The 13578-nt window shown below is 54.8% G+C and carries 10 protein-coding genes; 3 read left to right on the top strand and 7 right to left on the bottom strand.

Annotation, left to right across the window (positions count from 1 at the left end):
* Positions 1-17 precede the first annotated feature (17 nt).
* Entirely contained in the window at positions 18-1037 is a 1020-nt protein-coding gene (locus J2Z18_RS04685) for a Gfo/Idh/MocA family protein (protein ID WP_007130651.1), read from the top strand.
* Between the two features lie 109 nt (positions 1038-1146).
* On the opposite strand, the gene J2Z18_RS04680 is transcribed toward J2Z18_RS04685, so the two are convergent.
* The 7 genes from J2Z18_RS04680 to J2Z18_RS04650 all read right to left on the bottom strand — a co-directional run bounded on the left by J2Z18_RS04680 (position 1147) and on the right by J2Z18_RS04650 (position 10951).
* Positions 1147-2793 (bottom strand): MGH1-like glycoside hydrolase domain-containing protein, encoded by a 1647-nt coding sequence (locus J2Z18_RS04680; protein ID WP_007130650.1) that lies wholly within the window; start codon positions 2791-2793, stop codon positions 1147-1149.
* 83 nt (positions 2794-2876) lie between these two features.
* Positions 2877-4193, bottom strand: coding sequence for an ABC transporter substrate-binding protein (locus J2Z18_RS04675; protein ID WP_007130649.1), 1317 nt, complete (start codon positions 4191-4193; stop codon positions 2877-2879).
* A gap of 72 nt (positions 4194-4265) precedes the next feature.
* A complete protein-coding gene (locus tag J2Z18_RS04670; RefSeq protein ID WP_007130648.1) occupies positions 4266-5105 on the bottom strand; it encodes a carbohydrate ABC transporter permease in 840 nt (279 codons plus the stop codon).
* Positions 5106-5109: 4 nt separating this feature from the next.
* Positions 5110-6024: a carbohydrate ABC transporter permease gene (locus J2Z18_RS04665; RefSeq protein WP_007130647.1), complete on the bottom strand. Its 915-nt coding sequence runs from the start codon at positions 6022-6024 to the stop codon at positions 5110-5112.
* A 147-nt stretch (positions 6025-6171) separates the two neighbouring features.
* Positions 6172-7755 carry a helix-turn-helix domain-containing protein gene (locus J2Z18_RS04660; protein ID WP_210094236.1) on the bottom strand — a complete coding sequence of 528 codons (1584 nt, stop codon included), beginning with the start codon at positions 7753-7755 and terminating at the stop codon, positions 6172-6174.
* The gene (locus J2Z18_RS04655) at positions 7730-9547 is read right to left on the bottom strand and encodes a cache domain-containing sensor histidine kinase (RefSeq protein ID WP_007130645.1); all 1818 of its coding nucleotides are present in this window, start codon (positions 9545-9547) and stop codon (positions 7730-7732) included. Before J2Z18_RS04655 ends, J2Z18_RS04660 begins: the two co-directional genes overlap by 26 nt.
* Before the next feature lie 114 nt (positions 9548-9661).
* Entirely contained in the window at positions 9662-10951 is a 1290-nt protein-coding gene (locus tag J2Z18_RS04650) for a Gfo/Idh/MocA family oxidoreductase (protein WP_007130644.1), read from the bottom strand.
* A gap of 128 nt (positions 10952-11079) precedes the next feature.
* On the opposite strand from J2Z18_RS04650, the gene J2Z18_RS04645 reads away from it, so the two are divergent.
* Both J2Z18_RS04645 and J2Z18_RS04640 read left to right on the top strand, forming a co-directional pair.
* Positions 11080-11940 carry an AraC family transcriptional regulator gene (locus J2Z18_RS04645; RefSeq protein ID WP_007130643.1) on the top strand — a complete coding sequence of 287 codons (861 nt, stop codon included), beginning with the start codon at positions 11080-11082 and terminating at the stop codon, positions 11938-11940.
* Between the two features lie 237 nt (positions 11941-12177).
* Positions 12178-13308, top strand: a complete 1131-nt coding sequence (locus J2Z18_RS04640; protein WP_007130642.1) for a DUF4261 domain-containing protein — start codon at positions 12178-12180, stop codon at positions 13306-13308.
* The last annotated feature ends 270 nt before the right edge of the window (positions 13309-13578 follow it).

Raw genomic sequence — 13578 nt, 5'->3', positions numbered from 1 at the left:
GAAAAGGAGAATTGTTCATGAGCAAAATTAGAGTAGCTGTATTCGGCTGCGGCGCGATCGCCCAGCGCAGACATATTCCTGAGTATGCCAACAATGAGAACGTGGAGCTGGTAGCCTTCGCCGATCCGGTGAAGGAGCGTGCCGAAGAAATGGCGGCCCAGTACGGCGGTACGGCGTACACGGACTACCAGGAGTTGCTGAAGAATGAAAAGCTGGATGCCGTAAGCGTATGTACACCAAACTACCTGCATGCGCCAATGACGATCGCGGCAGCTAATGCCGGCCTGCATGTGCTGGTCGAGAAGCCGATGGCTTCCAATGCCGAAGAAGGGGAGCAGATGATCGAGGCTGCCCGCAAGAACGGCGTTTATCTGATGGTCGGACACAACCAGCGCCTGATGCCTCCGCATGTGAAGGCGAAGGAAATTCTGGACTCCGGCAAGCTCGGTAAAGTGCTGACCTTCCGTACATCCTTCGGTCATGGCGGTCCGGAGGGATGGAGCTTGGACGGACGCGACAGCTGGTTCTTCCGCAAGGAGGAAGCGGTTATGGGCGCCATGGGCGACCTCGGCGTGCACAAATCCGACTTCATCCGTTACTTGCTGAACGATGAAATCGTGGAAGTTGCCGGCTTCATCGGCACAGTTCATAAAGAAGGCACCGACGTGGACGACAATGCGACTTGTATCGTGCGCATGAAGAGCGGGGCCGTAGGCACCTTGATGGCGAGCTGGACGCATTACCGGGCCGGCGACAACGGCACCGTGCTCTGGTGCGAGAAGGGTGCCATGAAGATCGGTACGGTTCATGGCGACGAAGTGATCGTCGAGCTGACCGACGGCACGGTTGAGACATATAAAGTCGGTGCGATGGCAACGAACGAGAAGCAGGTGCCGAGCGGCGTTATCGACGAGTTCGTGGAGTGCATCCTGACCAATACGCCTCCGCGGATTTCCGGCGAAGAAGGTCTCCGTTCGCTCAACGTAATTCTGGGCGCGTTCGAATCCCAGGCTACCGGCAAAATCGTGAAGCTGTAATAAGTTCATAAGAGAGGGGAGCCGTATCATACGGCTCCCCTAATTACATTTTAGAACGGATAAATTGGAGGTGATGCTTCCTTATCATTCGGTAGATAACCGGAAACTATCAGCGGTACGTCGGATAAATAATGCCGATATCCCGCTCGGTCGTCAGGATTCCATCCTGGTAGCGCTGCTGTTCATTACCCTTGATCTCGACGGCTATTGACCGGCCGTCGTAATGCAACATTCCCGTTACGGTTCGTACACTCATGCCTACAATCCCTTCCAGTTTTCCGGCGGTGTCGGTGATAAGCCGGATCCCGGACGGAGCCTGAATGTGAACCGCTCCGTCTCGGAGGATCGTCATGGTATCCGAACCATTCGTCAGCTCGAAACGCATGCCGTTCACTATCCGGGTATAAGCTGTACTGCCTGCGATTTCCTCTCCATGATCCATGGCTGCCGGCAGAAGGCCGGTGAACCATAGACGTTCTCCGTCTTTAGGCAGGATTCCGCATAGCCGCTCCACGTAATCCATTAGGCAGAGGATGGCGGGCGAGTAAGTCTCCGTAAAACCCTCCTGACCGGTCCACGGACTCAAAGCCTGCGGGAAGCGTTCGGCTCTGGCGAGGGCGGACAGGATCGGCTGCATGACCCAAGTCAGCTCGACATAACGGTGATGCGCTTCGAACGCATGCGGCGCGCGGATCAGGCTCAGGAAGTTGGATGGTCCGCCCCAGCTGTTATAAGTAGAGAACGGATCAAAACGTGGATCGTCCATGGCCAAGGAGGTGAAAGGGTACTTGGCAAAAAATTTGCTCGTATTAAGGAGATAACGCTCCAGCATGGTATCAAACAAGGACCGGTCGCCGACTTCGCAGGCCATGACCCGCAGCAGAACGTCGGACTGGACCCGTACGAAACGGCCGTTTCGGTCCAGGTCATAGAAGAACATATCCTCTTCGTCGTAGCAATAGCGGAAGAGACTGTCCAGGCTGGCCACGGCCTTCGCCCTCCAGCCTTCTCCGGATTGCCCGAGCTCCTCGGCGATCCGGGACAAATACAGCCGCTGGCAGTAGATGTTGGCCGTTAAATCCGGTGCCAGGAAGGGGAGGATCGGCGAATCCGGGTGGAAGGCCGCCGCATCGCTCCCGTAAGGTGTATCGGGTACATGCCAGAACCTTGGTGATAAGTCATGACCGGTATCGAAGGTGCTGAAGGCTTCGACGCAGCCTGTGCCCCGGGTGTTGCGGTTAAGCGCAATCCACTCGTCGTACCGGGCCATGGCCTGATACATCATGTCCAGGAAGGACCGGTCCCGGCCATGCAGACGGTAATGATTCCAAATGCAGCGTGCAAGCGGAGTGACCAGCTGGATCTGGCGGAAGGCCGGCCCGTTCTCGGTCAGCTTGTATGGAATTAAGCCGTCGTCCCGCTGGAAGTCGGCAAAGGCCAAATAAGTCGACTCGGCCACAGAGGGAAGAAAGCGGGACAACAGCTCGGCATTGATTGTCCCCGTGCTTTCCAGCCAGCACCCGAGATAGATGCCGCCCTCCTGGAGAATGGGATTGCGGCCCCTTATGGGGACGATGCAGCAAAGAAGCTTCTGCAGCGCGGCATAGTAAGCATCTTCCAGATTACCGCCGGAAGCGGCGAACCGGACGCCCGATTCCTGCCACTCGGCTAAGAGCAGCGGATCCTCCTGCTTGACCGGCCGCACCCGATCCTCAATCGACATCCGGCGCAGCTTCTCCATTGCATTTTCGTTCATGCTCTAAAGCCACCTCCTTTTCCCCGAGCTCCTCGCGAAGCTTCCAGCGCGGTGCTCGGCGTCACATGACGGTAGAAGTTAGGTTATTGATTGGATTCGAAAATGCGGACCGTGCCGTTATAAAAGTCTGCCACAGCCTGTTTGACGTCTTTACGCCCGAAGCCGATCTCCTGGGTTGTCGTCTGGGCCAGCTTGGAGAATTCCGCGAACCCCGGCGGGTTATAGCTGACGTCGAACGGCTCTTTTTTGGTCGCCTCGGATACCAGGCTCGTATAAGCGTAGACGATCTCCTCGACGGGTCCGGCTTCCTTCTGCAGCAGCTCCCGGTTCGCCTCCGTGACGGGCACCCCGCGGTCATTGCCGAGGATTTTGGCGGCTTCCGGATCATTAATCCAGAAATCCATTAATAAGGCGACTTCTTTCGGATGCTTCGTATTGGCATAACCGGACAATCCTTGGCTCGATTCGAACACGACGCCGGTTCCCTTAGGACCTCGCGGGACCGGATACAGCACGAGCGGGTCTTCCGTTAGGCTCTGAAAAGCGGCCAGCTGATTCGAAGGAAGGAGGCTCATAGCCGCCTTGCCGGTAATTAACAGCGATTTGCTCGTGTCGTCATGCGGATTGGAGACTTGGAGCTCCGGCGTCACCACGCCGCCGGCTTTCGATGCCCTCTCCCAATATTCAAACCATCCCAGAATATCCTCTTGGGCAAAGCCGAGCGTACCGTTCTCCATGTCGTACAGCTGCTTTCCGCGCTGCTTCAAGTAGATGTCCATACCGTCCACGGTGAAGTTATACGTTCCGTATACGCCATTCCCAAGCTTCTCGGACAGCTCCCGGCTGACTGCAGCGTACTCTTCCCAGTCCCAATCCTGGTTAGGCATTGGCATTCCTGCCTTTTCGAACAACGCCTTGTTGATGACAATTCCTCTTGCATTCGCACCGGCGGATATATGCTGCAGCTTGCCGTCGATGCGCCCGTATTCCACCATTGCCGGATCCATGCCATCCAATTTCAGCTCGTTGCCGACGTAAGGATCGAGGTTCAACAGGACGTCCTTCTTGGCATAGTCGACGACGTTCCCGCCCAGGAAGAAGATGTCGGGAGCGGTGCCGGAGGCAAGCTGCGTGTTCAGCTTGTCGAAGTATCCCGACGAGGGCGAGAACTCGCCTACGATTTTGATGTTTGGATGTTTTTCCATAAATATCTTAAGAGCTTCGTTCGTAATATCCGCGCGTTTCTGGTCTCCCCACCACATCATCCGCAGCTCGATTTGGCCTTCGGCTTCGCCCGCTGAACCAGTGCTTCCGCTCTTACCCGTATGATCCGTTCCGGAGCAGGCTGTGATGAACAAGAGAAGAGAAGCCAACATGCCAACCATGATTCGCTTTAACATCGTTATTCCTCCCAAAAATTCGTGATTCGTGCTATACAAGCCATCAATTACGATGCTTTTCTGCAGGGAACTTTACTTCAAGCCTGTCGTGGCGATGCCCTCGAGAAAATACCGCTGAAATAACAGAAAGATGATCGTCACGGGCAGCAGCGACAGCGTGGACATGGCCAGCAAGGCGCCCCAATCGGATTGTCCGGAAGGGTCGAATAAGGATCGAATGCCGAGCTGAACCGTGAATAGGTCGATTTTGCTTAAATAAATCATCTGACTGAAGAAGTCGTCCCAGCTCCAGATGAAGGTGAAGATCGAGGTGGTGATCAGGGCGGGTACGAGAAGCGGAACCACGATTCGGAAAAAGATCTGCGCCTGACCACACCCGTCGATCGTTGCGCTCTCGTCCAACTCGCGCGGAATACCGCGTATGAACTGCACCATCAGCAGGATGAAGAACGAGTCATGGGCAAGCCATTTCGGGAGAATCAGCGGAAAGTACGTATTGATCCAATGCAGCTCATTATACATAATGTACTGGGGCACCAGCGTCACGTGGTACGGAAGCATGATGGTCACGAGCATGATGCTGAACCACAGGCCCTTGAGCCGGAACTTCAACCGTGAGAATGCATAGGCTGCAAGCGAGCAGGACACGACGTTTCCGATGACGCTGAGGATTGAGATGACCAGCGAGTTGCTGAAGAACCGGCCGAAGGACACGCCCTGCAGGCCTTTCCACCCGTTTACGTAATGATCCAGAGTAAACACCTCGGGAATGAGGCCGGAACTGTTGAATATTAGATGGTTCGGTTTGAACGAGCTCAAGACGAGCCATAAGACCGGGTATAGCATGGCGATGCCCAGCAGAATGATAACCGCATGCCTTCCAGCTTGAATAAGGCGGCGCTCCAATGGCATATCGTTACCTCCCTTCCTGGTTGTCGCCATAGAAAACCCAGAACTTCGATGTCAGAAAGACGACTGCCGTAAAGATGCCGATAATCCCCAGCATGATCCATGCCAGCGCCGACGCATATCCCATATCGAAGTACGAGAACCCTTTGAGATAGAGGTACAGAGTGTAGAACATGGTGGCGTCCAGCGGTCCTCCACGCCCGTCGCCGATGACATAAGCCGGCGTGAAGGCTTGAAAGGAATTGATCATGCTCATGATCAGGTTGAAAAAGATGACGGGTGACAGCATCGGCAGCGTAATACTGAAAAATTGCCGCAGTTTCCCGGCACCATCGACCCCCGAAGCTTCATAGAGGTCTGCCGGGATCTGTTTGAGGCCGGCAAGGAAGATGACCATCGCCGATCCGAACTGCCAGATGGACAAGGTCACGATCGTATAGATCACATAATCTGGATGCGCGATCCAGGAAGGTCCGGTAATTCCGAACCAGCTTAAGAACTGGTTGACAAGTCCGCTGCCATCAAAGATCTGGCGCCATACGATCGCAATGGCCACGCTCCCCCCTAACAGCGAAGGAATGTAATACACGGTTCTATAGATGCCGAGACCGCGGATGCCCTTGTTCAGCGCCATGGCGACCAAGAGTGCGAAGGCGAGCCGGAGCGGCACGGATAAGAAGACGTAATAGAACGTCAGCCATAGCGATCGCCGGAAGGTATCATCTTCGCTAAAAATTTGGACATAGTTGCTCAGTCCGGTCCATGTTGCCGATGACAACAGGTTGAATTTGGTCATGGATAAGTACAATGAAGCAATCATCGGCCCGAGCGTCAGACAGAAAAAACCGATGAGCCAAGGAAGCAAAAAGAGGTATGCCGTTTTGTTCTGCTGTCCATACAAGGGTTTGGACGAATTTCTCATCATGAGCCTCCCTTCGGGTATGATGCAGTGGTAGCCTGACCGGTAGTTCGATCAGCGCATTGTGACCGCTTACAAATGGCGCGGTGCACGATCCGTTGCATTCATCATAACGGGGGAGTCCGGAAGGCGGAATCTCATTTCTTCGGATCATGATTGTTGTTTTTTTCGGGTGGCTGCCAAGCGGAAGTCCGACGGGCTCATGTGAAACATCTTTTTGAATTTGGAACTGAAGTAGCCGGGGGAGGAGAATCCGACCAGCTCCGCGATGTCCCAAACGGTGAGTCCCGTCTCCGTCAGAAGGCGAACCGCTTGCCTCATGCGCATCTCCGTGACGTACTGAATGAAGGTGACACCTGCCGCTTCCTTGAACATCTCCGAAAAATACGTAGGATGGTAGTTGTATTGCTCGGCCAGATTTGTCAGTGTAAGGTCCTGCATGTAATGTTCCTCAATATACCGCTTGGCCGATTCGATCACCGTCTGCTCGGCGTGTGTTTCCCGTTCTCCGAAGGCATACTGCTGCGCCCACTCCATCAGCAGACGCTCGGCTTGCTCGGGCGACTCCATCAGCAGGACCCAATCCGGGGAGAGACCGATCGGCTCGCGTTCGGGAAGATCCCGCGGTACGTCGGCCAAGATTGATTCCATGAGAAGCGAAATTTGAAAAATGCAGCGGTAGAACCGGGGAGAGGAAATAGCAAAAGCGTCCCGGAGTTCCTTCCGAATGATGTCCCCGAAGGCATCCATTTGTCCGCGAACGAGACAGCGATGCAGTGTCCTGCTCGTTTCCTCAGGCAATAACGGGCTGTGATCCGTTACCGGGGCAGGGGTAGGTCCGCCCTGACGCCAAGCCATGTTCCAAGCGAGGAGGGAATGGAGATAGCCCTCCTTCCAACGCGCCAAGCCCGTTACGGGCCGGCCTATTCCGATGAGAACGTCAACGTCCAGTAGCGCATCGGCTTGTTCCGTCAGCCTGCGGGCGAACTCCTGTTGAAGTCCCCTTGCGATAACGCAATGCACCGTAGCCGCGTTGGCATGATCACGGAACATCTGGATATTCTCCGAATGAAGCTGTGCCAGTTCATGGCAGAGCATATGAAACGGAAGGCGGAGCTGTTCCAGATCCCGGCCGCCAGCCTCCATCCGTGAACGCGTTGATCTGATGCCCGCCGTGATGAAGCAGACTTCGGATTCCTGCCAAGCATCCAGATGAAACAAGCGGAGGCGTTCCGATAACGAGGAGGGGGGAATCCGGTCTCCCCTCACCAAGTCCATTAGGAATCGCCCTTTCATTTCCTGATAGTATTGGGATAGTCGCCACTGCATCATCTCCGACTCATCCCGCACTTTCCGCTCCTTATCGAGGCTGGCCTTGATGCGCTCCAGTGCCGACTTCAGATCGTCCCGTGTTACGGGCTTAAGCAAATAGTCTGCGGCTTGGCTGCGGATGCCCGCTCTTGCGTATTGAAAATCCTCGTAGCCGGTAATGATCATGATCCGAATGTCGGGAATATAGCTCCGGCACACGTCAAGCAGCTTCACCCCGTCCATAACGGGCATGCTCATATCGGTAATCAGCAGGTCATAATGGCCGGCTTTCAGCAGGGACTCCGCTTCCAAGCCGTTGGCCGCTTCGCCGGTGATCTGAAACCCGGAGGCTTGCCAGTCGACTTTGAGCTTTAGCCCTTCGCGTACCTCAATTTCATCATCCGCAATCAATACGTTGTACATAACGTTCCTCCTGTGCCGGTAATATCAGCTCGATGCAAGTGCCGGTTCCTTCTTCGGCATGGATGTTAACCGTGAACAATGAACCATAGTGCAGGTGGCAGCGGGCGATGACGTTCCCTAGTCCGATATGCCAGCTCCGGCTGTCCAGAATCGGGTCCAGCTGCGGGGTGGCATCCTGATCTCGCAGCTTCCGCAAGATGCCTTTCGGCATGCCGGGTCCGTTATCGGAAATGCGCAGGCGGAGCCGGTCGGCCTCCCGGGTAACCCGGATTTCCACGATGGCGATGGGCTGGTGCCGGAAGCTGTACTTGACCGCATTCTCGATGAGCGGCTGAAGGATAAACTTAATGACCATCAGTGCTTCCAGTCGTCCTTCCTCGGCGATATCGATGCGAAGCTTATCGCCGAAGCGGGTTTGAAGAATGGAAATATAGTGCCGGACATAACCCAATTCTTCCGCTAGGGCAACCCGGTCATCGCTCGTGTTCATCGAAAAGCGCATCATTTTGCCGAGATCCTCGATGACCTGAACCGTATCGTCGGTTCGGCGCTGCATTGCGAGACTGCTGATGAGCTCAAGCGTGTTAAACATGAAATGCGGATTGATCTGCATAAGCAATGCTTTGTATTCCGCCTGCTGGCGAAGCAGCTTGAGCTCGAATTCGTTCTGGATATGCTGCCGGAGACGGCTGATCATATAACGGAAGGTGGAGATAACGTAGCTGACTTCGCTTTTTACGTTTTTATCAGGAGGCAACATCGTCTCGGCCTGATCGAAAGCGCCGCGCTGCACCTGCCTCATCGCCAGCACGAGACGGGTAAGGGGCTTGGTTACGCCATAGGAGAGCCAGGCCGCCGCGAACAGCGAGACGAGGACTAGGATGGCCGTGACGGCTATGATCGTGCTCTGAAGTCTATGAAGCGAGGCATACAGCTCTTGCTCCGGCGCCAATCCGGCGAGCATCCATCCGGTTCGCCCGAGCTTCTTGTAGACCAGGATGTCGCGCTTTCCTTCGGCGTTGTCCAGATAAACAACCCCTGATTTCATCGGCCCGCTCCGGATGCGGTCTATTTCGTGCGCGGCCTCGGCGCCGAGCTCATGCGCTTGTTGGGAAAGAATCGGCCCGCCCTTTTCATTCAAAAGGAAGATCGTACTGTTCTTGGCCAAGTGAATCCTGTTCAGCGGCTCCAGAAAATAGGATTCGCTCACATTTACCTTCATGACCGTTTGAGCCGCTTGATGGTGGAATGTGCCGATCGGCATCAACAGGCTGATGACCGGATTTCCATGGTCCCGAACTCGTTCGTGAGCATCGATGTGGGCAGGAAGCCAGCGCTCTCCCAAGTCGAAGAAGCTGCGATACCACCTCTCCTGCAGGAATGCCGGTTCGAAGGCGACTTGATTCTCACCACCGACTCGCAGGCCGTCCTCGCGGTATACCGAAATATCGGAAATGCTGGTATAGCTGTTGGTTGCCTGAGTAAGGAAGCGGCTCATTGCCAGATTGGCCAGCATCTTCTCGCCTTCGGTCATCGATTTGTCATTCAAGGCGCTGTCCCAGTTCTTGGTCGTGTCGCTGTTGAACACAAGCGAAGCGGCATCGTAAATCTGCATCTGCACCATATCGACATACGAGCCATACTCCTCCATCTTTTCCAAGGCGGAGGACTCGATATAAGAACGGATGACGGTGCGGGCCTCGCTGAAGAGCAGAAAGGACAGCGTGCCGAACGAGAGTACGAAGAGCACCACGATCAATCCGATGAGTCGGCTTTTTAGTGAGAAAAACATGAAACCCCTCCTTGTGTTTGCCACTTGTTTGTTGTTCAAGCAGCAAAAAAGGCTGCGTGAAGCACGCAGCCTTATGGATGTGTGTATGCCGGCGGGAAGCCGTCCTATGCGCTCCTAGAAGCGGACCAGGCTATGAATATGAACCGGCATACCGGTTGCGATGGCGCGGTTGGCTGCAATTCCCGTGAGGATCGATCGGGCCCCATCGATATGATTGGCCGCGCGGTGGAATGGATCCTCCGCGGCCTCTCCGAACAGATCGTTCAGCAGAACCGGATCGCCGCCGCCGTGGCCGCCTGCCTTTTCTTCAACCTCAACTTCATACGGAGCCCCGAACATCGGAAGTACGCGGAGGCTTTTTCCTTTCAACGCGCCTTCCAGCTTCTTATCTCCTCCCGAGTTGACGTAGGACTGCTCGATGACCGACATCTCGATCCGGCCCTTGGTCCCGTTGATGGCAAGGCGGTATCCCTCCCATGGCTGGTAGGCGACCAAGGAATAGGTCAGGATGGCTTTGTTGCGGTAACGGACGAGGACGCCCATCGTATCCTCGATATTAATGCCGTCCCCGAACACGCTCTGATCCCGCTGGTAGCCGTCCTCTTGCTCCGCATCCAAATACATCGCCTTCAGATGGTCATTGGAATCCAAATGGAGCGCGAAGGGATCGTCCTTGGCGACCGGATTTCCGGTCGCCCGGTTGTAGAACTGCGTTACTCCGCGGGCTTCCGCATTTTCCCTTCCATAAAACATGAGATCGCCAAAAGCAAACACGGTTTCCGGCTGAGACCCGATCCAGAAATTGACCAGATCAAAATGATGGGTGGATTTATGAACGAGAAGCCCGCCGCTATTGCGCTTATCCCGATGCCAGCGGCGGAAGTAGTCTGCGCCGTGGCGCGTATTGAGCAGCCACTCGAAATGGACCGACGTCACTTGTCCGATGGTGTCGTTCATGATCAACTCCCGCACCTTGGTATGATGGGGCGCATAGCGATAGTTGAAGGTGACCCGGATGTTTCGGCCCGTCCTTTTGGCGGCATCCAGAATGGCTTGGCATTTCTCTTCGTCGACGGTCATCGGCTTCTCCGTTACGACGTCGCAGCCGAGCTCCATGGCGCGGATAATGTACTTGTGATGCGTCCTGTCAATGCTTGTCACGATGACGTAGTCCGGCTTCTCCGTTTCGATCATCCGGTCGAATTGATCGGCGCCGTAGGTTGGCACCTCGGGGTGGTTATATTTCTCGCGAAGCAGCCGGTTGGCATAGTTCATGCGGGTATGGTTGATATCGCAAAAGGCCGCAAGCTCGGATTGATCGCGGAAATGCTCCGCCAGCGCACCGTAGAAAAATTCGGCCCGGCCCCCGGTTCCGACCAGGACATAGCGTTTTTTGCTGCTCATCTTAAATCGCCTCCTTGAATATAGCTCAAGCCTATAACAAGGGAACACTTCTTTCTCCGCATTTTATGCGTAATCGCTTTCAAACACCGCATATTTTGCTATAATTCAGAACAAGAGGGGGCGAGCGCATGGTGAGACCGTTCAAAGCGGAGTACCGCGATCCGGGCGGATACCTGGATATTGAATATGATCGCCGGATCGGGTATTTCTCGATGGCGACCGATCATCTTCATGACCATTATGAGCTGTATTATCTCTTGTCCGGGGAGCGTATTTACTTTATTAAGGACCGCTCGTACAGAGTGATGGCGGGGGACCTCGTATTCGTCGACCGGAATGCGGTGCATAAGACGCTGGACAGCGGCCGGCCCGACCACGACCGGGTCGTCCTGTATATAAGCCCAGGCTTATTCGGCGATTTATCGGTTTCGTCCGAGCTCGAGGAGAGCTTGCTGGAGCCCTTCCGCTGGGAGGTTCCTTTGCTGCGGCTTCCAACCGCCGAAGGAGAAGCGATCCGGCGCATCGTGGACGAGATGGTGGGCGAGATGGTCCGCCCTCAAGCGGGGAGCGGCCAGCTGCTGCGACATCGCGCTTTGGAGCTGCTGCTCCAAGCTTACCGGGGCCGGCATCTGGGCCAGGTCCGCCCGGCGGACACCGAGCCGGCTCTTCATCCGAAAGCCCAGGCGATCGTGCAGTATTTGAACCGGCACTACCAAAGCCCCGTCACCTTGACCGGTGTCGCCGAAGACTTCCGGATCAGCCCGTATTACCTCAGCCGGTTGTTTAAACAGATGACAGGCTTTACCTTCAGCGATTACGTGAATCTGCTGCGGATCAAAGAAGCACAGCGTCTGCTGCGCGAATCCGGCGATTCCGTAACGGATGTCGCCTTGCATGCCGGATTCGGCAATTTCTCGCATTTCGGGAAAGTGTTCAAGCGGACCGTCGGCATGTCGCCAAGGGAATATCGCCGGCAGTACAGGCCGTAGGGATGAGGGGACCGAGAGCTTGATTGGTTTGCTTGCATAAGAGGGAGCTGGGGGAGGGGAATGGTGAGTGCGTTTTGACATAATCGCATGTGTTGAGGATACATGTCGCCGCAGCGACCGCCCCAGAGCCTCCGGGAGTGTGGATTGGCTGGCCATCTGCCGTTCTGTTGCTGAACCTGCTGGGGGCTGGTAGAATATAACAGGTGCAATCCTAGATGAAATTAAGGAGAGGAATACATGACAGCTCAACAGCAAGCGGCCACGGATTCAATGATCGAATGGCTGGCCCATGAACAGGAGCTCGGCCACAAGCCCAGCAGAATCGAAATAGCCGGAGAATTTGATCTCCACGATATGCATTACTACATATTTAAATATAAGAAGTCCATGCTCGGGAAATGGTTACTTGGCGTCTGCGGCGGCTATGAAAGCTCCTCTGATACTGACCACTGCGGACATGTATTTAGCGAGATGCAGCCCTACAACCCCGCAACAGCAGAGCAGGAGGCCATAGCTATGGTCGAAATGATCCGGGAGTATTGGATGAAGCAGGCGGCAGCCTATGAACAAGAAACCGCAGAGGACAGCAAGGCCGAGCCAGATGAATCATCCGGATCCGGCATCTTTAACGGGTTTGTTCTGCTGAACTCCCCGGAATGTGATCTGGAACAGATCAAGGCCAATCTCCGGCATGACTGGAATATCACCTGGTCCCCCGAGGAGGAAGATGGTGCCTCCAGTAAGGAGAAGGACGGCATTCTGGTTTTTGAGGCAGAGGGCTGTATGGCTGCGGTCAGCTTCGTTGAGGCTCCGGTTCCGGATGGAGAGGCTGAGCATTACGCGCAAGGAAACTATTTGTGGCCCGAGGCGGCTGCGGTTACCCAGACCCATGTTGCGCAGCTGATCGTGGCGGTATTTACACGCACAGGTTCTCCGCTGGACAGCGGAAAAATGTATGCGAAAGTGGCGGCAAGCTGTTTGAAGCTGCCCAATGCGGTGGGGCTTTATTCATCCGGAACGGTATTTCAGCCCGAGATTTTTGTCGATATGGCAGAGCTGATGAAGGAGGAAGATCTATTTCCTCTGTTAAATCTGGTTCACTTCGGTTTGGTCGGAACGGAATCGGGAGTGAGCGGATATACCTATGGGCTGAGAGCTTTAGGCAAGGACGAAATTGAGGTGCTGGACAGCCAGGTAACCCCGGCTGAGCTCCGTGAATTCTTGATGGATATTTCATTGTATGTTGTTGAGCAGGACGTCACGTTAAGGGCTGGGGAAACCATCGGATTTTCGGCTGAGCATAAGCTGCCGATTACCCGCTCCGAGGGCGTGTATGTTCATGGGGACACGCTTAAAATTCAGTACTAATCCAAGGCTGTTGGCCATGGTTCTTCGCTTGCCGTGAAGATCCGCAGCCATGCCGGGTTGCAACAAAGAGCCTTTACCGTTAGCGCGGTGAAGGCTCTTTGTTTATAAGTAACATTGCTGCCAAAACACGTGAATATCAACTTAACAAAGCACAGCTGGTCACATAAATAGGAGGGGATTTTTTTTGGTTATAACCTGAAACCTTGCCTTTCGTTCCGGAGTCTATAAGATATAGCCTAAAAAAATGTAGAAGACCTTAATGAACGGGAT

Origin of the sequence: Paenibacillus lactis, from assembly GCF_017873605.1 — a bacterium.
Classification (GTDB): Bacteria; Bacillota; Bacilli; order Paenibacillales; family Paenibacillaceae; genus Paenibacillus_AQ; species Paenibacillus_AQ lactis.
This window is presented reverse-complemented; position numbering and strand designations above follow the sequence as displayed.

Coding starts and splice junctions, on each gene's coding strand:
- J2Z18_RS04675 (WP_007130649.1), bottom strand. CDS start 4,193: ATGTTAAAGCGAATCATGGTTGGCATGTTGGCTTCTCTTCTCTTGTTC.
- J2Z18_RS04685 (WP_007130651.1), top strand. CDS start 18: ATGAGCAAAATTAGAGTAGCTGTATTCGGCTGCGGCGCGATCGCCCAG.
- J2Z18_RS04645 (WP_007130643.1), top strand. CDS start 11,080: ATGGTGAGACCGTTCAAAGCGGAGTACCGCGATCCGGGCGGATACCTG.
- J2Z18_RS04680 (WP_007130650.1), bottom strand. CDS start 2,793: ATGAACGAAAATGCAATGGAGAAGCTGCGCCGGATGTCGATTGAGGAT.
- J2Z18_RS04665 (WP_007130647.1), bottom strand. CDS start 6,024: ATGAGAAATTCGTCCAAACCCTTGTATGGACAGCAGAACAAAACGGCA.
- J2Z18_RS04655 (WP_007130645.1), bottom strand. CDS start 9,547: ATGTTTTTCTCACTAAAAAGCCGACTCATCGGATTGATCGTGGTGCTC.
- J2Z18_RS04660 (WP_210094236.1), bottom strand. CDS start 7,755: ATGTACAACGTATTGATTGCGGATGATGAAATTGAGGTACGCGAAGGG.
- J2Z18_RS04640 (WP_007130642.1), top strand. CDS start 12,178: ATGACAGCTCAACAGCAAGCGGCCACGGATTCAATGATCGAATGGCTG.
- J2Z18_RS04670 (WP_007130648.1), bottom strand. CDS start 5,105: ATGCCATTGGAGCGCCGCCTTATTCAAGCTGGAAGGCATGCGGTTATC.
- J2Z18_RS04650 (WP_007130644.1), bottom strand. CDS start 10,951: ATGAGCAGCAAAAAACGCTATGTCCTGGTCGGAACCGGGGGCCGGGCC.